The following is a 20,079-nucleotide window of genomic DNA, read 5'->3' on the forward strand; positions in this document are numbered from 1 at the left end:
CAACGGGCTCAAGCCCCGCCGTAGATCCGACCGGCGTTTCGAATTGAAAAACAGTCGCGTGGAAATGCAAGCAAAACATCAACCGGAGGACGAGAATTGACCGCATCCCCTCTCACCGTGATCGGGCTTGCCGCCTGCGACACCTGCCGCAAGGCGCGGAGCGCGTTGGCCGCGGATGGCCACGACGTGACCTTGCGCGACCAGCGGGCCGAGCCGCTGACCAGTGACGAGATCGACGATCTGCTGGCACGTTTCGGCGATGCGCTGGTCAATCGCCGCTCGACCACATGGCGCGGGCTGTCCGAGGACGAACGTGCGAGGCCGCCGGCCGATCTGCTGGTGGCGCACCCCGCGCTGATGAAACGGCCGGTGATCCGTACCGAAAGCGGCGCGCATCTGGGCTGGACCGCCGAGATCCGCGCCGCGCTCTCGGGTTAGCGCAGGTCGGGCGGGGTCGCCTCGGCGCTGAGCTCGGCTATCAGCGTATCCAGATCGACGGTCCGGGTCCGCTTGTCGCCCAGCCGCCGCACCGATACCGTCCGGTCCTCGACCTCGCGCGCGCCGATGGCGAGGATCGCGGGCACCTTGCCGACCGAGTGTTCGCGCACCTTGTAGTTGATCTTTTCGTTGCGGGTATCGGCCTCGGCGCGCAGGCCCGCGGCGATCAGCAAGTCGGTGACTTCTTCGACAAAGGCATCGGCCTCGGACACGATGGAGGCCACGACGACCTGCCGCGGGGCGAGCCAGAGCGGCAGCTTGCCCTCGTAGTTCTCGATCAGGATGCCGATGAACCGCTCGAACGAGCCGAGGATCGCCCGGTGCAGCATGAAGGGGCGCTTTTTCGAACCGTCCGAGGCGATATAGCTCGCATCGAGCCGCTCGGGCAGGTTCGGGTCGACCTGGAACGTGCCGCATTGCCAGACGCGTCCGATGGCGTCGGTCAGGTAGAAGTCGAGCTTGGGGCCGTAGAAGGCGCCGTCGCCTTCCTCGACGCGGTACTCGGCGCCGACCTGTTCGATGGCGCCGCGCAGCGCGCCCTCGACATGGTCCCAGCTTTCGTCGCTGCCCACGCGCTTTTCCGGCCGCGTGGCAAAGGCGATCTCGAACTCGTCGAAACCGAGATCGGCATAGACCTGGCTGAGGAACCGGATGAAGCGCGCGCATTCATCCTCGATCTGGTCCTCGGTGCAGAAGATATGCGCATCGTCCTGCGTGAAGCCCCGCACACGCATGATGCCGTGCAGCGCCCCCGACGGCTCGTAACGCGAACACGATCCGAACTCGGCCAGCCTGAGCGGCAGGTCGCGATAGGATTTCAAACCCTGCTTGTAGACCTGAACGTGGCAGGGGCAGTTCATGGGCTTGAGCGCGTTGACCGCCTTTTCGCGGGCGTGTTCCTCGTCGACCTCGACGATGAACATATGCTCCTGGTACTTGTCCCAGTGGCCCGACGCCTCCCACAGCTTGCGGTCGACGACCTGCGGCGTGTTGATCTCGCGATAGCCCTGGGCGCGCTGTCGGCGGCGCATGTAGTCCTGGAGCGTCGTGTAGATCGTCCAGCCGCCGGGATGCCAGAAGACCTGGCCCGGCGCCTCTTCCTGCATGTGGAACAGGTCCATCTCGCGGCCGAGCTTTCGGTGATCGCGGCGCGCGGCCTCTTCGAGCATGGTCAGATGCGCGTCGAGATCCTTTTTCGTGCGGAACGCCGTGCCGTAGATGCGTTGCAGCATCGGGCGGCTGCTGTCGCCGCGCCAGAAGGCGCCTGCGACGCTCATCAGCTTGAACGTATCGGCGCCGACCTGGCCCGTATGCTGGAAATGGGGGCCGCGGCAGAGATCCTGCCAGTCGCCGTGCCAATACATCCTCAGCGGCTCGTCGCCGGGGATGGAGTCGATCAGCTCGACCTTGTAGGGCTCTCCACGCTCCTTGTAATGGGCGACGGCGCAGTCGCGCGTCCAGACCTCGGTGCGGACCGGGTCGCGCGCGGCGACGATTTCCTTCATCCGCTTTTCGATCCGGCCCAGATCCTCGGGGGTGAAAGGCTCTTCGCGGTCGAAATCGTAATACCAGCCGTCCTTGATGACGGGGCCGATCGTGACCTTCACATCGGGCCAGATCTCCTGCACGGCGCGGGCCATGATATGCGCGAGGTCGTGGCGCACCAGTTCGAGCGCCGGTTCGGCATCGTCCATCGTGTTGATGGCGATCCGCGCGTCATGGGCGATGGGCCATTGCAGATCCCAATGCGCGCCGTCCACCTGCGCCGAAATCGCCTTTTTCGACAGGGATTTCGAGATCGAGGCCGCGACCTCGGCCGCCGTCACGCCGGCGTCGAAGCTGCGCGCATTGCCATCGGGAAAGGTGAGGGAAATCTGGGCCATCGGGGCCTCCTCGTCGGTTCGGCGCCCACGGAACGCCCGGTTGCAAGTATGTCACCGCCATGTGGCGAAGCCCGCGCGCCCTGTCAACCGCGGCCGCGACGCCATGGCCCGCGGGACGCGCGCGATTTTCCGGCTATGTGCATGGCGTGCGCGCGCCCCGTGCCGGGGGCGCCGCGGGACAGAACGGAGACGACCGAAGGATGACCGATATGCTAGAGACCGCGATGGGGAGACGCTTGGCCCATGACCGCCGCGAGGGGCGCGCCCCCTCGGTGGTGTTTCTCGGCGGGCTGCGGTCGGATCGCAACGGCACCAAGGCGCAGCATCTCGACGCTTGGGCCGCGGCGCGGGGGCAGGCGTTCCTGCGGTTCGACTATTCGGGGCATGGCGATTCGTCCGGCCGCTTCGACGAGGGCTGCATCGGCGACTGGGCCGAGGACGCGGTCGCGGCCATCGACGCGCTGACCGACGGGCCGGTGATCCTGGTCGGGTCGTCCATGGGCGGGTGGATCTCGTTCCTCGTTCAGCGCCGGATCGATCGGGTGGCCGGGATGGTCGGCATCGCCGCCGCGCCCGATTTCACCGAGGACAGCATGTGGGCGGGGTTTGACGACGCGCAGCGGCGCGATCTGGCGGAACATGGCCGGGTCGAGCTGCCCTCGGAATACGGGGAACCCATGGTCGTCACCCGCCGCCTGATCGAGGACGGCCGCGACAATCTCGTGCTGCGCGGCCCGGTGCCGCAATTCGGGCCGGTGCGGCTGTTGCAGGGGACGGCGGATGTGGATGTGCCGCCCTCGGTGGCGCTGCGGCTGCTCGATCATCTCGATGGGGACGTGCGGCTCACGCTGGTCAAGGGGGCCGATCACCGGTTCTCGGACCCGGCGTGCCTGCGCCTGATCGAGGGGGCGGTCGAGGATGTGCTCGGGGCGCTCGCATGAGGGCTGCGATGGCTCTTGCCTGCGCGGTGGCGCTTGCGGGTTGCGGGGCCGACATGCCCGCGCCGCCCCGGATCGACGGCGAGGTCGACGCGTGGCTCGATGCGCGCGAGGCGACGTTCGACAATATCGTGCCCGGCACCGAAAAGCGCGTGCTCTGGGCGGGCGAGACCGGCGAACGGACCGACTGGGCCATCGTCTATATCCACGGCTTCTCGGCCTCGTCCGAAGAGCTCCGCCCGATCCCCGAACGGCTGTCCGACGCGCTGGGCGCCAACGTGTGCTACACGCGGCTCGCCGGTCATGGACGCGATTCCGAGGCGATGGCCGAGCCGCGGGTCGAGGATTGGCTGGCCGACATGGCCGAGGCGCTCGCCGTCGGCGAACGGATCGGAGAGCGGGTCATGCTGATCGGCACCTCGAACGGCGGGGCGCTGACGGCCATCGCGACCGCCCGCTATCCCGACCGGGTCGATGCGGCGGTTCTGATCTCGCCGGTTTTCGGCGTGCCGCGGCGCGGGGCGTTCCTGCTGGAATGGCCGGGCGCGCGCATCTGGCTGCCCTGGGTGCTGGGGCCGACGGGCGGTTTCGCGCCCGAGAACCCCGACCACGCGCTCTACTGGACCGAAAGCTATCCGACCGAGGCGCTGGTGCCCGTCCAGCGCGTGATCGGGCTCGCGCAGGACGCGCCGCTGAACGAGGCCGAGGCGCCCGCGCTGCTGTTTTATTCGCCCGACGACAAGGTGGTCAGCCCCGAGGCGATCCGCACCCAGATGGCCGAGTGGGGCGCGCCCGTCACCACCGTCGAGATTCCGGCGCAGGAGGGGATGGACCCGTCGAACCACGTCCTCGCGGGCGACATCCTCAGCCCCGCGCTGACCGAGCCGGTAACGCAGCGCATTCTCGACTGGGTCGCCGGGCTCTGAGCTCAGATCGGGGTGCGGTCGGTGCCGTGATGGGGATGCGCGCGGTCATGCCTGGCCGAGTGCACGTTCGCCGCCCGCGCTGCCTTGGTGTCGCCCGCCGCCGCGTCGAAGAAGTCCAGCACCAGCGGGCGGATGTTCTGCCGCCACGACCGCCCGGCAAAGATGCCGTAATGCCCCGCGCCGGGCTCGAGATGGACCTTGGTGCGCTCGGGCGGCAGCCCGGTGAGCAGATCCAGTGCGGCGAGGCACTGTCCAGGCGCGGAGATGTCGTCATCCTCGCCCTCGACGATCATCACCGGAACCTGCGTGATCCGCCCGATATCGACCGGCTGCCCGTCCAGCGTGAAGCTGTTGGTCGCGATCTCGCGTTTCTTGAAGATTCGTTCAACGGTCGAGAGGTAGAACTCGGCCGTCATGTCCATCACGGCGAGATATTCGTCGTAGAACCGGTTGTGCCGGTCGTTATTGCTGGCGTCGCCCTTGGCCTTGGCGACGATCTGGTTCCAGAAGGCGTTGGCATGCCGTTCGCTGTTCATGCCGATGAAGGATGCGAGCTGCAAAAGACCCGGATAGACCATGCGCCCCGTGCCGGCATATTTGATGCCGACGTTCTGGATCACCATGCGGTCGAGCTGCCCCATGGTCACGCGGCGGCCGAAATCCGTCACCTCGGTCGGGTTCGCGTCGGGATCGACCGGCCCGCCGATCAGGGTCAGCGACCGCGGCTGCGCCTCGGGGGCATGTTCGGCCAGCCACGCGGTCGCGGCCAGCGCCAGCGGCACGGGCTGGCAGACCGCGACGACATTGGCCTCGGGGCCCACGGCGCGGATGAAATCCACGAGATAGCGGGTGTAATCCTCGATATCGAACTTGCCCTCGGACACGGGGATGTCGCGCGCGTTGTGCCAGTCCGTCACCCACACTTCGGCGTCGATCAGGAGGCTTTTCACCGTCGTGCGCAAAAGCGTCGCGTAATGGCCGGACATGGGCGCCACGACCAGCACCTTGCGCGGCTTGTCGGGCCGCCCGCTGACCTGGAACCGGATCAGGTTGCCGAAGGGGCGGTCCACCTCGGTCTCGATCGTCACGACGTGGTCGCGCCCGTCGGGGCCGGTGACGGTGTGGATGCCCCAGTCGGGACGGGACACCATCCTGTCGAAACTACGCTCGGTGATGTCGCCCCAGGCCGAGAGTAGCTGGAACATCGGGTTGGGCACCATGCCCATCGCCGGGTAGGCCCCGATGGCCTGCGCGGTCGCGCCGAGCCACTGGTTCGTAACCCGCGCCGTTTCCATCATGTCGTAGCTCATCGGAATGCGCATCGGTATCCTTCCGCCGTCGCGGGACGGCTGTAATCTTGCCGCTGGGTTCACTAGACTGGCGGCAGCGGGCTGTCCTACGCTTTGGTCGCGCTGTCGCGGCACCGCCCCGCAGTCGGGCGGGAACGCAGAAATTTAGTCCGGGGGGATCCGCATGGCAACCGATGACGCAGCTCCGACGTCGCATGCTGCGGAATTGTCGCAAAAGATGACCGCGAACCTCGCCCGGCTCGAAGAGCTTTCGGCCCGGCTGGTCGCCACGCTGAGCCACAAGCGCGAGGTCCCGGTCGAGCTTACGCGGCCGGGCACCGATCTCTACGCGCGGGCCGCCGGGGCCTACATGACCGAGATGTTCACCAATCCCGCGCGCCTGATGGAGATGCAGGTGGGCTATTGGGGGCGGACGCTCACCACCTATCTCGAGGCGCAGCAGCGTCTGGCGCGGGGCGATCTGTCGGCCCCGCCGGACGCGGCGCCGGGCGACAGCCGCTTTGCGTCGGATGCGTGGCGCGACAACCCGTTCTTTGCCTATCTCAAGCAGCAATACCTCGTGAATGGCGAGGCGGTGATGCAGGCCATCGACGAGCTCGAGGGCCTGCCCGAACGCGATCGCCGCCGCCTGCGCTATTTCTCCGAGCAGATCGTCAACATGATGAGCCCGACGAATTTCCTGGGCACCAATCCCGACGCGCTGCAACGCGCCGTCGAGACCGAGGGGCAAAGCCTTGTCGACGGGCTCGAGAACCTCGTGCGCGATCTCGAACGCAACGATGGCGAATTGCTCGTGACGCTGGCCGATCCCGAAGCGTTCCGCGTGGGCGAGAACATCGCCACCACCCCCGGCAAGGTCGTGTTCCGCAACCGCCTGTTCGAGCTGATCCAGTACGCGCCCGCCACCGAGACCGTCCACCGCACCCCGCTGGTGATCTTTCCGCCCTGGATCAACAAGTTCTACATCCTCGATCTCAAGGAAAAGAACAGCCTCATCAAATGGGTGGTCGATCGCGGCATCACGCTGTTCGTGGTGTCGTGGGTCAATCCCGACGCGAGCTATGCCGAGGTCGGGCTGGACGATTACGTCGAGGACGGCTTCCTGCGCGCCATCGCCGAGGTCAAGGACATCACCGGCGAGGACCGCGTCAACACGGTGGGCTATTGCATCGGCGGCACCACGCTGGCGCTGACGCTGGCCCTCATGCACCGGCGCGGCGACAGGAGCGTGAACTCCGCCACGTTCTTTACCACGCTCACCGATTTCTCGAACCAGGGCGAGGTCGGCGTGTTCCTCGAGGACGATTTCGTCGACGGGATCGAGCGCGAGGTCAGCGACAAGGGCTATCTCGACTCGTTCTACATGGGGCGGACCTTCAGTTTCCTTCGCTCCAACGACCTGATCTTCAAGCCGGCGGTGCGCAGCTACATGATGGGCGAGGCCCCGCCCGCCTTCGATCTGCTGTTCTGGAACGGCGACGGTACCAACCTGCCCGCACGCATGGCGGTCGATTACCTGCGCGGCCTGTGCCAGTCCGACCTTTTCGCGACCGAGGGGTTCCAGATCTGCGGCGAGACGGTGCACCTGCGCGACGTGACCGTGCCGCTCATCGCCATCGCCTGCGAGACCGATCACATCGCGGCATGGAAATCCTCGTTCCGCGGGATGCAAAAGACCGGCAGCCGGTCCAGAACCTTCATCCTGTCGGAATCGGGCCATATCGCGGGGATCGTGAACCCGCCCTCGAAACGGAAATACGGCCATTACACCAACGGCGACTGGTCGGGCACCCCCGAGGAGTGGCAGGCGGCGGCCGAGTTCCACGAGGGGTCGTGGTGGGGCCGCTGGGGCGCGTGGCTGGCCAAACGCTCGGGGCGGCAGGTGCCGGCGCGGATACCGGGCGCTGGGCGCGAGGTGCTGGCCGACGCGCCGGGAACCTATGTCATCGGCGGCCGGCCGGACTGAAGCTCTCGCATATGCGGCATCGCCGCCGGGCGGGCCGATTCGGCCAGGACGCGGCCGATCCGGCAGGGATGTTTTTCGCAGTTTGCGCCAACAGGGGCAGGGCCTTACGCGCCGCCCGCAGGGAAACTACCCTATCGTCAACAGTTTGCGGGCCGATGCTGCAACTGCAAAGAAATTTGCGCCGGAATGACCGTTTCCCTTGAAATGCTGCACTGCAGCAGGCATATCTCTGACACAGTTAGAGACATGCGGGGCGGCAACCGTTCCCGCGAACCTGAACACGGAGCGATATCATGGCCACCGCGAACACCGACTACACCAAGATGATGCAGGACATGATGGCGGCTTTCCCCACCGACATGTCGGCGATGCAGGACAGCTTCCGGTCCTATGCCGCTTTCGGCGAAAAGATGTCGAAGGTCGCCTTCGAGGCCGTCGAGAAATCGACCGACCTGTCGGCGAAATACACCAAGGACACGCTGGGCAAGATGAACGCCCTGGTCGCCACCCGTGAAGAGCCCCAGGACTACGCCAAGGCGATGACCGATTTCGCCTCGGCCCAGGCCGAGATCACCGCCGAGACGATGGCCGCCTTCGGCGAGGTCGCCAAGACCGCGCAGATGGAAACCGTCGAGCTGATGCTGGCCGCCGGCAAGGACATGACGCAGGACGCGACCAAGGCCGCGCAGAACGCCGGCTACAAGGCCAGCGATGCCGCGACCCACGCCAGCGACGCAACCAAGCGTGCTGCCGCCAGCGCGAACGACGCCGCCGTCAAGCAGGCGCAGACCGCGAAATAAGCGAACCGGGACCTCCCGCCGCGTCCTCCCCGCGGCGCTGTCCTGCAAGGGCGAGCTGTCACAGCTCGCCCTTTCTTTTTCTGCGGCACGCTCCTAGTCTGGATCGGCCCAGCAGAAGGAGTCGGCCCCCGTGTCGGACGAGACCAAGCCGCTGCTCATCAAGCGGTACGCGAGCCGCCGCCTCTACAATACGGAGACGAGCGATTACGTCACGCTCGAGGATATCGCCCGCTTCATCCGCGAGGGGCGGGACGTCCAGATCGTCGACCTGAAATCGGGCGACGACCTGACCCGCCAATACCTGTTGCAGATCATCGCCGAGCACGAGTCCAAGGGCGAGAACGTCCTGCCGCTCGAGGTGCTGACCGATCTCGTGCGCAGCTATTCCACGCAGGCCACATCGGTCGTGCCGCAATTCCTCGCACAGAGCTTCGAGCTTTTGCGCGAAAGCCAGAACCGCGTGATCGGCATGTCGCCCATGGCGGCGGTTCCCGGCTTCGAGGCGATGCGCCAGCAGCAGGAGGCGTTCCTCAAGGCGCTGACGGGGTCGTGGCCGACGCCCGGCGGCAAGCCGCAGCCCAAGCCCGAAAGCCCGCCCCCCGCCGATACCGCCGACGATCTCGAGGCGATCAAGCGCCACCTCGCCGCGCTCCAGGCACAGCTCGACCGGATGAACGACTGATCGCGGCCCCGCGCCCGGCGATTTCCCGAAAGGCCAGACGATGAATGCCACCGTTCCGCCCCGCAAGACGGTGCGCGACTATATCCGCACGATCCCCGACTTTCCCAAGCCGGGGATCATGTTCCGCGACGTGACCTCGCTTTTCGCCGATCCGCGGGGGTTCCGGATCTGCGTCGACCAGTTGCTAGACCCCTTTGCGGGGCAGCGCTTCGACAAGGTGGTGGCGCTCGAGGCGCGCGGGTTCATTCTGGGCGGGGCGATCGCGCATCAGCTCAATGTGGGCTTCGTGCCCGTGCGCAAGGCCGGCAAGCTGCCCGGCGCCACCTTGTCCGAGGAATACCAGCTCGAATACGGCGAGGCGACGGTCGAGATCCATGACGATGCGCTGGCCGAGGGTGAAAAGGTGCTGGTGGTCGACGATCTGCTGGCTACGGGCGGCACCGCCGAGGCGGGCGTTCGGCTTTGCGAGAGGCTGGGCGCCGAAGTCATCGGATGCAGCTTCGTGATCGACCTGCCCGCGCTGGGCGGTCGCGCGCGGTTGGAACGGATGGGCCTGCGGGTCGAAACGCTCTGCGCGTTCGACGGCGAATGACGCCGATGCGGCTGGGGCTTTTGCAATGCGGCCACACCGCCCCCGAACTGGCCGCCGATCACGGCGGCTATCCCGAGATGTATGCCCGGCTTTTGGGGCCGGGCTTCGACTGGTCCGTCTACCCGGTTTGCGACGGCGTCTTTCCCGAGGGGCCGCGGGCCGCGCAGGGATGGCTGATCTCGGGCTCGCGGGCCGGGGCCTACGAGGCGCATGACTGGATTCCCCCGCTCGAGGCACTGATCCGCGATATCGTGGCCGCGCGGGTGCCGCTGGTGGGCATCTGTTTCGGCCATCAGATCATCGCGCAGGCGCTGGGCGGCCGCGTCGAGAAATTCGCCGGGGGCTGGGCGGTGGGGCGTCGGCGTTACGAGTGGGATGGCGCGCAGGTGCATCTGAACGCGTGGCATCAGGACCAGGTGACGCGCCTGCCCGAAGGCGCGCGCGTCACGGCGTCGAACGGGTTCACCCGCTACGCCGGGTTCCGCGTCGGCGACCGGGTCGAGACGCTGCAACCCCATCCCGAGTTCTCGCCCGACATCATCGCCCGCATGACCGAGCTGCGCGGCGCGACCGTGCCGCCCGAGATGCGCGCGCAGGCCGTCGCGGATGCGGCTTTGCCGGTTGACGGCGCGGCGGCCGGCGCGCGGCTGGCCGCGTTCTTCCGCGCGACGGACGACATGGAAAGGGCAGGGGCATGAGCTGGCTCGACCATATCCCCGAGGCGGCGCGGCTCTGGCTCGACGGACGCCGCCCCGACGAGGTCGAGTGCATCGTGTCGGACCTGCCGGGCATCGCGCGGGGCAAGGCCATGCCCGCGACCAAGTTCGGGCGTCAATCGCGGTTCTACCTGCCGCGCACGATATTCCAGCAGACCATCACCGGCGGCTGGGCCGAGGTGCCCCTGCCCGAAAGCGCGACCGAGCCCGACATGATCCTGACGCCCGATTACGCGACCGCGACCGCGGCGCCCTGGACGGCGGATGTGACGCTTCAGGTCATCCACGACATGACGTTGCAGGACGGCACGCCCGTGCCCACGGCCCCGCGCAACGTGCTGAGGCGGGTGGTCGCGGCCTATGCCGAGATGGGGCTCACCCCCGTCGTCGCCCCCGAGATGGAGTTCTACCTCGTCGCGCGCCACACCGATCCCGGCGTGCCCATCGCGCCGATGATCGGGCGCACCGGCCGCGCCGCGGCGGCGCGCCAGGCCTATTCGCTGAGCGCCATCGACGAATACGGCCCCGTCATCGACGACATCTACGATTTTGCCGAGGCGCAGGGCTTCGAGATCGACGGGATCACGCAGGAAGGCGGCGCCGGACAGCTCGAGATCAACCTGCGCCATGGCGACCCGGTCAAGCTGGCCGACGAGATATTTTTCTTCAAGCGGCTGATCCGCGAGGCGGCCCTGCGCCATGGGTGTTTCGCGACCTTCATGGCCAAGCCGATCGAGGGGGAGCCCGGATCCTCCATGCATATCCACCACAGCCTGCTGGACGCGCAAAGGCGGAACGTGTTCTCGGACGCGGACGGCGCCGAGACGGCCGCGTTCCGCCATTTCATCGGCGGGCTGCAACGGCACCTGCCCTCGGCCATCGCGCTCCTCGCGCCCTACGTCAATTCGTATCGGCGCTACGTGAAAGAGTTCGCCGCCCCCGTGAACCTCGAATGGGGGCGCGACAACCGCACCGCCGGGTTGCGCATCCCGATCTCGGAGCCCGAGGCCCGCCGCGTCGAGAACCGGATCGCCGGCATGGACTGCAACCCCTATCTCGGGATCGCCGCATCGCTGGCCTGCGGGTTGCTGGGTCTACGCGAAGAACGCGACCCCGCCCCCGAGATGACGGGCAATGCCTATGCCTCGGAGGGCGCGGTGCCGCGCGGGCTGTACGATGCGCTGGACCTGTTCGCGCGCGCGGAGGACCTGCGCGCGCTGCTCGGGCCGGAATTCTCGCAGGTCTATTCGATCGTCAAGACGACCGAATACGACGAATACCTCCAGGCGATTTCGCCCTGGGAACGGGAACACCTGCTCATCAATGTCTGACGAACCGCCCGCGAGCGGCCGGTCGCCACGAGTATTTGCAGAAACAGAGAAGGCTCAGCCCAGCACGCGCCCCGCGACCGCGTCGAGCCGGGCGACGAGTTCGGGATCGCGCCGTTCGGGCAGGGTCATGATCGCGTGGTCGAGCGCCCGGTCGCAGCCATGGGGGCAGGGTGCATGCGGGACCGCGCCCGCGCCGGCGAGGCTTCGAACCAGCCCGGCCGCCGCATCGGCATTGGCGCCGAGCACGCGGATGATCTCGGTTATGTCGACGCTGCCATGGTCGGGGTGCCAGCTGTCGTAATCGGTGATCATGGCGACCGTGGCATAGCAGATCTCGGCCTCGCGGGCGAGCCGCGCCTCGGGCATGTTGGTCATGCCGATGACATCCGCGCCCCAGACTTCGCGGAACATGCGCGATTCGGCCATGGACGAGAATTGCGGCCCCTCCATCGCGAGATAGGTGCCGCCGTCATGCAGCGTGACGCCGAGGCCCTCGGCGGCCTTGCGGGCGAGGCCGCGCAGCCTGTCGCAGACGGGATGGGCCAGCGAGACATGCGCGACGCAGCCCGTTCCGAAAAAGGAGGTGTCCCGCAGCGTGGTGCGGTCGATGAACTGGTCGACGATGACGAAATCGCCGGGCGCCATGTGCTCGCGGAACGAGCCGCAGGCCGAGACCGAGACGATATCGGTCACGCCCAGACGCTTCATCGCGTCGATATTCGCCCGGTAGGGCACGGTCGTCGGCGAATGGACATGGCCACGCCCGTGCCGGGGCAGGAAGGCCATCGGCGTGCCCGCGAGCGTTCCGGTCAGGATCTCGTCCGAGGACGGCCCCCAGGGCGTGTCGATGGCGACCCATTTCGCGTCCTCGAGGTCGTCGATCCGGTACACGCCCGATCCGCCGATGATCCCCAGCCGTTCCGTCATGCGATCCTCCTGCCGCGTTGCGCCGGTCGGAGCATGGAGCGGTGCGCCGCCATAGGGAAGGGGGGTGCGGCAGGGTTGCGCCCGGCGCATGGCCGGGCTACGCCGCGTGCAGGTTTCCAAGACCCGCGCGGCGTGACATAAGCCGCGATCATCCCATTTCCCGCGTCGTGCCGATCGGACGGTCCCGTGCCCCGGACCCGAGCCGCCGCCACGTCGCGACAGCGACAGGAGGACGTTCATGGTCCGCGCATCCCTGGCGACCTTCGGCGCCATGATCCAGGCCAGGCGCGCCAATGGCGCCACCGACCCGCGACAGGTCCGCATCGAGCTGCTGGCGGGGCTGACCGTCGCGCTGGCGCTGGTGCCCGAGGCCGTGGCCTTTGCCTTTGTCGCGGGGGTCGAGCCGCTGGTGGGGCTCTACGCGGCCTTCATCGTGGGGCTCATCACCGCGATCTTCGGCGGTCGGCCCGGCATGATCTCGGGGGCGACGGGCGCGCTTGCCGTGGTGATGGTCAGCCTCGTGGCCGATCACGGGGTCGAGTACCTCTTTGCCACGGTGGTCCTGATGGGGGCCATCCAGATCGTCGTGGGCGTGCTGCGTTGGGGCAAGTTCATCCGCCTCGTGCCGCATCCGGTCATGCTGGGCTTTGTCAACGGGCTGGCCATCGTCATCTTCCTCGCGCAGCTCAGCCAGTTCCAGGTGCCCGGCTCGGGCGAGGTCTCGGGCCATGGCATCGGTGGGGGCGAATGGCTGAGCGGGATGCCGCTCGCGATCATGCTGGGCTTTGTTGCGCTGACCATGGCGGTGATCTGGGCCCTGCCGCGGCTGACCACGGCCATTCCCGCGCCGCTGGCGGGGATCGCGCTGACCGCGCTGATCGTCACGGCGCTGGGCATCGACACGCCGGTCGTGGGGGACCTCGCCTCGATCGAGGGGGGGCTGCCGCAGTTCCACATCCCCCTCGTGCCCATGACGTGGGAGACGCTCGAGATCATCGCGCCCTACGCGATCATCCTCGCCGCCATCGGGCTTATCGAGAGCCTGCTGACGCTGAACCTGGTGGGCGAGATCACCGGCCAGCGCGGCGGCGCCTCGCGCGAATGCGTGGCGCAGGGTGTGGCCAACACGGTGACCGGCGTGTTCGGGGGCATGGGCGGCTGCGCCATGATCGGGCAGTCGATGATCAACGTGAAATCGGGCGGGCGCACGCGGCTGTCGGGTATCTCGGCCGCGCTTTTCCTGCTGGCCTTCATCCTCGTGGCCGCGCCCCTGATCGAGCTGGTGCCGCTGGCCGCGCTGGTCGGGGTGATGTTCATGGTGGTGATCGGCACCTTCGCGTGGAACTCGCTCAAGATCCTGTTCCGCGTGCCGCTGGTCGATGCGGCGGTGATCGTTCTCGTGACCGGGGTGACGGTGGCCTATGACCTTGCGACGGCGGTGGTCGTCGGGGTCATCGTCAGCGCGCTGGCCTATGCCTGGCAGAACGCGAAGCGCATCTATGCCCGCACCCGCACCACGCCCGAGGGCGACAAGGTATACATGATCCAGGGGCCGCTGTTCTTCGGTTCGGCCGAAGGGTTCACCGAGCTCTTCGCGGTCGAGACCGATCCCGACCGCGTCATCGTGGATTTCGAGGGCAGCCGCGTCGCGGACCAGTCCGCCCTGACCGCGATCGAGGCGCTGGCCGCGAAATACGAGGCGGCCGGCAAGACGCTGGAGCTGCGCCATCTCAGCCGCGACTGCCACCGCCTGCTGCAAAAGGCCGGGCAGCTTGTCGTGGATGCCGATGACGATCCCGATTACGCGCTGGCCGTCGATTACGGCGTGCGCACCGGGGTCCTGTCGGGCGGGAACTGAGCGCGCGCCCGCGCGGGGGCCGGGTTCGGCCCCCGCGGAACGCTCAGCTGCAGTAGCTTTCGGCGTTGCTTCCGAAGGCGTGGTATTTCTTCCAGAACGCCTCGTGGTCGCGGCGGTCCGAAGTGCGGATCTCCTGCGATTTGCCCGGCTCGGCAAAGAACTTGGCCGCGAGGCGCTGATCGCGGGTGGTCAGGGTCACGTCGGCCACGTTCTGGATGCAGCCGCAAAGTTGCGGCGACGTGCCGCTCCGGTTCGACTCGAGGCAGGCGCGTTCGATCACGCCCGCATTCGCGCATCCTGCGACCGCCAGTGCGGCCACTGTCACATAGACGAGTTTCTGCATCGGTTCTGCCCGTTCGTTGCCTGTCGCGACCGCCCGTCCCGCGTTTTCCCGCGGGTTCCGTCCGGCCTCTGCCGCGGATCAGCCTAGCGCGTCGCGCGGGTTTCGCGAAAGAGAGAACGGTTCGGCAACGCGCGCGGCGTATCCCGAAATCCACAGGCGGGGCGGGCACCGGAATCGCCCCGCACGCGCCCGCGATTGCGCCGCTGCGCCCCATGGACAAGTGCCATCGCCGGCCGCATATGAAGCGGCATGACCGACCTTGCCCATATCCGCAATTTCTCGATCGTCGCGCATATCGACCACGGGAAATCCACGCTCGCCGACCGTCTGATCCAGCTTACCGGCACCGTGGCCGAGCGGGACATGAAGGACCAGTTGCTCGACGCGATGGATATCGAGCGCGAGCGCGGCATCACCATCAAGGCCAATACCGTGCGGATCGAGTATCCGGCGCGCGACGGCCATACCTATGTGCTGAACCTGATCGACACGCCCGGTCATGTCGATTTCGCCTACGAGGTCAGCCGCTCGATGCAGGCGGTCGAGGGATCGCTGCTGGTGGTCGATGCAAGCCAGGGGGTCGAGGCGCAGACGCTGGCCAATGTCTATACCGCGATGGAGGCCGATCACGAGATCGTCCCCGTCCTGAACAAGGTCGACCTGCCCGCGGCGGAACCCGACCGCGTGAAGGAGCAGATCGAGGACGTGATCGGCATCGAGGCCCATGACGCGGTGCAGATCAGCGCCAAGACCGGCGTGGGGATTCCCGATGTGCTCGAGGCGATCGTCACCCGGCTGCCCCCGCCCCGGTCGGGCGACCGGGAGGCGCCGCTCAAGGCGATGCTGGTCGACAGCAAATACGACCAGTATCTCGGCGTCATCGTCATCGTGCGCATCATCGACGGGGTGCTGCGCAAGGGCGACCGCATCCGCATGATGAAGACGGGCGGCACCTATGACGTGGATGACGTGGGCGTCTATCGCCCCGCCATGGTCGCGGTGGACGAGCTCGGGCCGGGCGAGATCGGTTATCTCAACGCCTCGATCAAGCAGGTGCGAGACACGCGCGTGGGCGACACGATCACCCACGAGAAACGGCAATGCGCGGCCCCCCTGCCGGGGTTCAAGCCCTCGGTTCCAGTGGTGTTCTGCGGGCTGTTCCCGGTCGATACCAACGATTTCGACGACATGCGGGACGCCATCGAAAAACTGGCGCTGAACGATGCCTCCTTTACCTACGAGATGGAGACCTCGGCCGCGCTGGGTTTCGGGTTTCGCTGCGGGTTCCTGGGTCTGCTGCATCTCGAGGTGATCCGCGACCGGCTGGAACGCGAATACGATATCGACCTCATCACCACCGCGCCCTCGGTCGTCTACAACGTCTACCTGCGCGACGGCACGATGCGAGAGCTGCACAACCCCGCCGACATGCCCGACATGACCCATGTCGACCGCATCGAAGAGCCGCGGATCAAGGCCACGATCCTCGTGCCCGACGAATATCTCGGCGACGTGCTCAATCTCTGCCAGGAGCGACGGGGCATCCAGCTCGACCTGACCTATGCCGGCACGCGCGCGATGGTCGTCTATGACTTGCCCCTGAACGAGGTGGTGTTCGATTTCTACGACCGCCTGAAATCCGTGACCAAGGGCTATGCGAGCTTCGATTACCAGATGATCGGCTATCGCGAGGATGCGCTGGTCAAGATGCAGGTGCTGGTGAACGACGAGCCCGTGGACGCGCTGTCGATGATGGTGCATCGCGACCGGGCCGAGGGCCGGGGACGGGCCATGTGCGAAAAGCTGAAGGAGCTGATCCCGCGCCACATGTTCAAGATCCCGATCCAGGCGGCCATCGGCGGCCGCGTCATCGCGCGCGAGACCCTGTCGGCGATGCGCAAGGACGTGACGGCCAAATGCTATGGCGGCGACGCGACCCGGAAAAAGAAGCTGCTGGAAAAGCAGAAGGCCGGCAAGAAGAAGATGCGCCAGTTCGGCCGGGTCGAGATCCCGCAGGAAGCTTTCATCAACGCGCTCAAGATGGAATAGGCCGGCCGGCATTTCCCCGCGGTTTTGCGCCAGATCAACGCGGCCGCCGCGGGGTCGTGCGACGGATCGCGCGTTCTGTCACGAAAGGGGCGCGCCATGATTCGGCTGGCAACTGTTCTCTACTCCATCGTCGGCACGTCGCTGGCGGGAACCTTCGTCATCGCGTCCCTGACCGCGGGCTACGATACGCTCGTGCCGATCCTGATCGCGGCGGCCGCCGGCTTTGTTCTGGCGCTTCCGGCCTCGGTGCTGATCGCGCGGGCGATCCTGCGGCGCTGAGGCGAGGATTGCGGCACCTTGCCGCACGGCGCATCCGGGGCGGGGTGGTTTCGTTGACGGTCCGAGGACCAGACGAAGGATAGCCCATGCCCCGCGCCGAAACCTATGCCACCCGCCAGATCGGTCTGCACTGGCTGGTGGTCGTGCTTGTCGCGTTCCAGTTCTTTACCGGGGGCGGCATGGCCGCCGCCTTTGAAAGGGGTCTCAGCCCCGATGCGGACGGCGCCGGATCGGCGGTCGTGCATGGCGTGATCGGGACCGCGATCCTGTTGGCCATGATCGTGCGGCTCGTCACCCGCCGCAGCCATGGCGCCCCGCCCCCGCCCCGGACCGAGCCCTCGGCGATACAGGTCGTGTCGCGCGGGAACCACATCCTGTTCTATGTCGTGCTGATCGCCATGCCGCTTGCGGGGATGACGGCGCTGGCGACCGGGTCCGAGACCGTGGCCGAGGCCCATGCCATCACGGCGCGCGTGCTGCTCGTCCTTATCGTCGCCCATATCGCCGGGGCGCTTTGGCATGCCTTCAAGGGCGATGGCGTGATCCGGCGCATGGTGCCGCGTCGCGCGAACCGGCTCGAGGGGGACGCGCAGGCACCCCGCCGCCGCTGAACCGCCACGCAAAACGGGCCCCGCGGGGCCCGTCATGTCGTCCGGTGCGGCAGGGTTCAGATGTCGTCCTGAACCTCTTGCGAGCCTTGCTGGATAAACTCGCCGGCATTCTCGATATCCTGTCCGGCGCCGCCGACGGTTTCGCAGGCGGCCAGCACGCCGAGACAGAACAGCGCGGCGAGGCGTGTGATGGTGGTCATGGGTCGGCTCCCTCTCGGTTTCGTCAACGGGCGAACGAGCGGGCGCGACAAGAGTTCCCCCCGTCCTTCAGCCGTCGAGGAAGGCGCGCACCCGGTCCTCGACCTCGCGGGGCCGCTCGGCATGAAGCCAGTGACCCACGCCCGCCACCGTCTCGAACCGGGCCTGCGGAAAGATGGTTCGGATGCGGTCGTGATAGGCCGGCGTGACATAGTCGCTGGTCTCGCCGAACAGGAACAGGGCGGGGCCGTCGAACCGGCCGGTCATGTCGTCGGGCCAGCCGGTGATCCGCCCCATCTCGGCATCGAGCGTGTCGAGGTTGAGCTTCCAGCGGTGGTTCTGAATATCGAGGCTTTGAAGCAGAAAGGCGCGGACCTCGGGCGCCCTGACATGCTCGGCCATCGCCGCATCGGCATCGCGCCGTGTCTGGAAATCCGCCGGGTCCAGCGCGCGCATGGCCGCGATCAGATGCGCCTTGCTGTGATCGTAGGCCACCGGCGCGATATCGACGATCACCGCGCGCCGCACCTTGTCGGGCCGCCCTAGGGCCAGCGCCATCGCCGCCTTGCCGCCCATGGAATGGCCTAGCACGTCGTGGCGCCCGTCCATCACGCCGGCGAGGTCGTCGGCAAGCTCGGCATAGGTGTGGCTGTCGGTATGGGGCGAGTCGCCGTGGTTGCGCATGTCGACCGCTACCACCGGCCCGCGATCCGACAACCGCTTGCAGATCACGCCCCAGTTGCGCCCCGAGCCGAACAGCCCATGCGCCACCAGGAGCGGCGGCGCCGTGCCGCCGCCCGGATAGTCGGTCCGTGCCAGCGCGACCATTCAGAGCCCCGGATAAAGCGGGAAGCGCGCGCAAAGCTCGGCCACCTCGGCGCGCACGGCCGCCTCGACCTCGCCGTTGCCATCGGCCCCGTTCGCAGCCAGCCCGTCGACGACGCGGGTGATCCAACCGCCGATGCTGCGGAACTCGGCCTCGCCGAAGCCGCGCGTGGTGCCCGCCGGAGAGCCGAGCCGGATGCCGCTCGTCACGGTCGGTTTCTCGTCGTCGAAGGGGATGCCGTTCTTGTTGCAGGTGATATGCGCGCGACCCAGCGCCTTTTCGGTATCATTGCCCTTCACCCCCTTGGGACGCAGGTCCACCAGCAGCAGGTGGCTGTCGGTGCCGTCGGTGACGATATCGAGCCCGCCGGCCATCAGCTCGTCCGACAATGCCTGCGCGTTTCGGATGACCTGTCGCTGGTATTCCTTGAACTCGGGGCGCAACGCCTCGCCGAAGGCCACGGCCTTGGCCGCGATCACATGCATGAGCGGACCGCCCTGGATGCCGGGGAAGATAGCCGAGTTGAACTTGCGCGCCAACGCCTCGTCATCGGTCAGGATCATGCCGCCGCGCGGGCCGCGCAGCGTCTTGTGCGTCGTGGTCGTGGCGACATGGGCATGGGGAAAGGGCGAGGGGTATTCGCCCGCCGCCACGAGCCCGGCGAAATGGGCCATGTCGACCAGCAGCCAGGCGCCGACCGCGTCCGCGATCTCGCGCATCCGGGCGAAATCGAGCACTCGCGGGATGGCCGAGCCGCCCGCGATGATGAGCCTGGGATTGTGTTCCCTCGCCAGTGCCTCGACCTGGTCGTAATCGGGCAGCAGCCTGTCGCGGGTCACGCCGTATTGCACGGCGTTGAACCATTTGCCCGACTGGTTGGGCGCGGCGCCGTGGGTCAAATGACCGCCTGCATCGAGGCTCATACCCAGGATCGTGTCGCCCGGCTTGAGGAGGGCGGTGAACACTGCCTGGTTGGCCTGGCTGCCCGAATTGGGCTGGACGTTGGCAAAGCCCACGCCGAACAGCTCTTTCGCGCGGTCGATGGCGAGGTTTTCGGCGATGTCGACGAACTGGCAGCCGCCGTAATAGCGTCGGCCCGGATAGCCTTCGGCATATTTGTTGGTCAGGACCGACCCCTGCGCCTCGAGCACCGCGCGGCTGACGATGTTTTCCGAGGCGATCAGCTCGATCTCGTCGCGCTGGCGCCCGAGCTCCTGCGTGATCGCCTGGGCGATATCGGGGTCGGCATCGCCCAGGGTCTGGGAAAAGAACCCTTTGGCGCTGTGATCTGCGGTCATGTCGGGGCTCCGTTCAAACTGGGATATCGGTTGCCACGTCCCTAGCCC

At 67.3% G+C, this 20,079-nt stretch carries 20 protein-coding genes; 13 read left to right on the top strand and 7 right to left on the bottom strand.

Annotated elements, in window-relative coordinates; all coding sequences use genetic code 11:
• Positions 1 to 96 precede the first annotated feature (96 nt).
• A complete protein-coding gene (locus E2L08_RS04030) occupies positions 97 to 438 on the top strand; it encodes an arsenate reductase family protein (protein WP_133395779.1) in 342 nt (113 codons plus the stop codon).
• On the opposite strand, the gene thrS is transcribed toward E2L08_RS04030, so the two are convergent.
• Complete coding sequence (thrS, locus tag E2L08_RS04035) at positions 435 to 2,381, bottom strand: threonine--tRNA ligase (RefSeq protein WP_133395780.1); 1,947 nt, start codon at positions 2,379 to 2,381, stop codon at positions 435 to 437. The genes E2L08_RS04030 and thrS overlap by 4 nt on opposite strands.
• 200 nt (positions 2,382 to 2,581) lie before the next feature.
• Between thrS and E2L08_RS04040 the strand changes: the two genes are divergently transcribed.
• Both E2L08_RS04040 and E2L08_RS04045 read left to right on the top strand, forming a co-directional pair.
• Complete coding sequence (locus E2L08_RS04040; protein ID WP_133395781.1) at positions 2,582 to 3,322, top strand: alpha/beta hydrolase; 741 nt, start codon at positions 2,582 to 2,584, stop codon at positions 3,320 to 3,322.
• Between the two features lie 8 nt (positions 3,323 to 3,330).
• On the top strand, positions 3,331 to 4,245 hold the full coding sequence (locus tag E2L08_RS04045) for an alpha/beta hydrolase (RefSeq protein WP_168771043.1): 915 nt from the start codon (positions 3,331 to 3,333) through the stop codon (positions 4,243 to 4,245).
• Positions 4,246 to 4,247: 2 nt separating this feature from the next.
• On the opposite strand, the gene phaZ is transcribed toward E2L08_RS04045, so the two are convergent.
• Complete coding sequence (gene phaZ, locus E2L08_RS04050) at positions 4,248 to 5,567, bottom strand: polyhydroxyalkanoate depolymerase (RefSeq protein WP_133395783.1); 1,320 nt, start codon at positions 5,565 to 5,567, stop codon at positions 4,248 to 4,250.
• A 151-nt stretch (positions 5,568 to 5,718) separates the two neighbouring features.
• Here phaZ and phaC point away from each other — a divergent pair, with 151 nt between their 5' ends.
• From phaC to E2L08_RS04080, 6 genes are all read left to right on the top strand, one after another.
• Positions 5,719 to 7,521 (top strand): class I poly(R)-hydroxyalkanoic acid synthase, encoded by a 1,803-nt coding sequence (gene phaC / locus E2L08_RS04055; RefSeq protein ID WP_133395784.1) that lies wholly within the window; start codon positions 5,719 to 5,721, stop codon positions 7,519 to 7,521.
• A 293-nt stretch (positions 7,522 to 7,814) separates the two neighbouring features.
• Entirely contained in the window at positions 7,815 to 8,321 is a 507-nt protein-coding gene (locus E2L08_RS04060; RefSeq protein ID WP_133395785.1) for a Phasin, read from the top strand.
• A 130-nt stretch (positions 8,322 to 8,451) separates the two neighbouring features.
• Positions 8,452 to 9,003 (top strand): polyhydroxyalkanoate synthesis repressor PhaR, encoded by a 552-nt coding sequence (phaR, locus tag E2L08_RS04065; RefSeq protein ID WP_133395786.1) that lies wholly within the window; start codon positions 8,452 to 8,454, stop codon positions 9,001 to 9,003.
• Between the two features lie 40 nt (positions 9,004 to 9,043).
• Entirely contained in the window at positions 9,044 to 9,595 is a 552-nt protein-coding gene (locus E2L08_RS04070) for an adenine phosphoribosyltransferase (RefSeq protein ID WP_133395787.1), read from the top strand.
• Entirely contained in the window at positions 9,592 to 10,293 is a 702-nt protein-coding gene (locus E2L08_RS04075) for a type 1 glutamine amidotransferase (RefSeq protein WP_240758109.1), read from the top strand. The genes E2L08_RS04070 and E2L08_RS04075 overlap by 4 nt, the downstream gene beginning before the upstream one ends.
• Entirely contained in the window at positions 10,290 to 11,642 is a 1,353-nt protein-coding gene (locus E2L08_RS04080) for a glutamine synthetase family protein (protein ID WP_133395788.1), read from the top strand. Before E2L08_RS04075 ends, E2L08_RS04080 begins: the two co-directional genes overlap by 4 nt.
• Positions 11,643 to 11,696: 54 nt before the next feature.
• Here the strand turns inward: E2L08_RS04080 and E2L08_RS04085 are convergent, their stop codons facing one another.
• Positions 11,697 to 12,569: an S-methyl-5'-thioadenosine phosphorylase gene (locus E2L08_RS04085; RefSeq protein ID WP_133395789.1), complete on the bottom strand. Its 873-nt coding sequence runs from the start codon at positions 12,567 to 12,569 to the stop codon at positions 11,697 to 11,699.
• A 238-nt stretch (positions 12,570 to 12,807) separates the two neighbouring features.
• Between E2L08_RS04085 and E2L08_RS04090 the strand changes: the two genes are divergently transcribed.
• Entirely contained in the window at positions 12,808 to 14,427 is a 1,620-nt protein-coding gene (locus E2L08_RS04090) for a SulP family inorganic anion transporter (protein ID WP_133395790.1), read from the top strand.
• A 43-nt stretch (positions 14,428 to 14,470) separates the two neighbouring features.
• Here the strand turns inward: E2L08_RS04090 and E2L08_RS04095 are convergent, their stop codons facing one another.
• On the bottom strand, positions 14,471 to 14,770 hold the full coding sequence (locus tag E2L08_RS04095; RefSeq protein WP_133395791.1) for a hypothetical protein: 300 nt from the start codon (positions 14,768 to 14,770) through the stop codon (positions 14,471 to 14,473).
• A gap of 249 nt (positions 14,771 to 15,019) precedes the next feature.
• Here E2L08_RS04095 and lepA point away from each other — a divergent pair, with 249 nt between their 5' ends.
• The 3 genes from lepA (at position 15,020) to E2L08_RS04110 (ending at position 17,709) form a co-directional block, all read left to right on the top strand.
• A complete protein-coding gene (lepA, locus tag E2L08_RS04100) occupies positions 15,020 to 16,819 on the top strand; it encodes a translation elongation factor 4 (protein WP_133395792.1) in 1,800 nt (599 codons plus the stop codon).
• Positions 16,820 to 16,915: 96 nt separating this feature from the next.
• The gene (locus E2L08_RS04105; RefSeq protein WP_133395793.1) at positions 16,916 to 17,098 is read left to right on the top strand and encodes a CTP synthetase; all 183 of its coding nucleotides are present in this window, start codon (positions 16,916 to 16,918) and stop codon (positions 17,096 to 17,098) included.
• 86 nt (positions 17,099 to 17,184) lie between these two features.
• Positions 17,185 to 17,709: a cytochrome b gene (locus tag E2L08_RS04110; protein WP_133395794.1), complete on the top strand. Its 525-nt coding sequence runs from the start codon at positions 17,185 to 17,187 to the stop codon at positions 17,707 to 17,709.
• A 56-nt stretch (positions 17,710 to 17,765) separates the two neighbouring features.
• Here E2L08_RS04110 and E2L08_RS04115 read toward each other — a convergent pair whose 3' ends face one another.
• From E2L08_RS04115 to glyA, 3 genes are all read right to left on the bottom strand, one after another.
• Positions 17,766 to 17,909 carry an entericidin A/B family lipoprotein gene (locus E2L08_RS04115; protein WP_133395795.1) on the bottom strand — a complete coding sequence of 48 codons (144 nt, stop codon included), beginning with the start codon at positions 17,907 to 17,909 and terminating at the stop codon, positions 17,766 to 17,768.
• 67 nt (positions 17,910 to 17,976) lie between these two features.
• Positions 17,977 to 18,735, bottom strand: coding sequence for an alpha/beta fold hydrolase (locus E2L08_RS04120; RefSeq protein ID WP_133395796.1), 759 nt, complete (start codon positions 18,733 to 18,735; stop codon positions 17,977 to 17,979).
• Positions 18,736 to 20,031, bottom strand: coding sequence for a serine hydroxymethyltransferase (glyA, locus tag E2L08_RS04125; RefSeq protein WP_133395797.1), 1,296 nt, complete (start codon positions 20,029 to 20,031; stop codon positions 18,736 to 18,738).
• Positions 20,032 to 20,079 lie beyond the last annotated feature (48 nt).

The organism is Palleronia sediminis (genome assembly GCF_004358695.1).
GTDB classification, from domain to species: domain Bacteria; phylum Pseudomonadota; class Alphaproteobacteria; order Rhodobacterales; family Rhodobacteraceae; genus Palleronia; species Palleronia sediminis.

Coding starts and splice junctions, on each gene's coding strand:
- thrS (WP_133395780.1), bottom strand. CDS start 2,381: ATGGCCCAGATTTCCCTCACCTTTCCCGATGGCAATGCGCGCAGCTTC.
- E2L08_RS04040 (WP_133395781.1), top strand. CDS start 2,582: ATGACCGATATGCTAGAGACCGCGATGGGGAGACGCTTGGCCCATGAC.
- E2L08_RS04045 (WP_168771043.1), top strand. CDS start 3,331: ATGGCTCTTGCCTGCGCGGTGGCGCTTGCGGGTTGCGGGGCCGACATG.
- phaZ (WP_133395783.1), bottom strand. CDS start 5,567: ATGCGCATTCCGATGAGCTACGACATGATGGAAACGGCGCGGGTTACG.
- phaC (WP_133395784.1), top strand. CDS start 5,719: ATGGCAACCGATGACGCAGCTCCGACGTCGCATGCTGCGGAATTGTCG.
- E2L08_RS04060 (WP_133395785.1), top strand. CDS start 7,815: ATGGCCACCGCGAACACCGACTACACCAAGATGATGCAGGACATGATG.
- E2L08_RS04070 (WP_133395787.1), top strand. CDS start 9,044: ATGAATGCCACCGTTCCGCCCCGCAAGACGGTGCGCGACTATATCCGC.
- E2L08_RS04075 (WP_240758109.1), top strand. CDS start 9,592: ATGACGCCGATGCGGCTGGGGCTTTTGCAATGCGGCCACACCGCCCCC.
- E2L08_RS04080 (WP_133395788.1), top strand. CDS start 10,290: ATGAGCTGGCTCGACCATATCCCCGAGGCGGCGCGGCTCTGGCTCGAC.
- E2L08_RS04085 (WP_133395789.1), bottom strand. CDS start 12,569: ATGACGGAACGGCTGGGGATCATCGGCGGATCGGGCGTGTACCGGATC.
- E2L08_RS04090 (WP_133395790.1), top strand. CDS start 12,808: ATGGTCCGCGCATCCCTGGCGACCTTCGGCGCCATGATCCAGGCCAGG.
- E2L08_RS04095 (WP_133395791.1), bottom strand. CDS start 14,770: ATGCAGAAACTCGTCTATGTGACAGTGGCCGCACTGGCGGTCGCAGGA.
- lepA (WP_133395792.1), top strand. CDS start 15,020: ATGACCGACCTTGCCCATATCCGCAATTTCTCGATCGTCGCGCATATC.
- E2L08_RS04105 (WP_133395793.1), top strand. CDS start 16,916: ATGATTCGGCTGGCAACTGTTCTCTACTCCATCGTCGGCACGTCGCTG.
- E2L08_RS04110 (WP_133395794.1), top strand. CDS start 17,185: ATGCCCCGCGCCGAAACCTATGCCACCCGCCAGATCGGTCTGCACTGG.
- E2L08_RS04115 (WP_133395795.1), bottom strand. CDS start 17,909: ATGACCACCATCACACGCCTCGCCGCGCTGTTCTGTCTCGGCGTGCTG.
- E2L08_RS04120 (WP_133395796.1), bottom strand. CDS start 18,735: ATGGTCGCGCTGGCACGGACCGACTATCCGGGCGGCGGCACGGCGCCG.
- glyA (WP_133395797.1), bottom strand. CDS start 20,031: ATGACCGCAGATCACAGCGCCAAAGGGTTCTTTTCCCAGACCCTGGGC.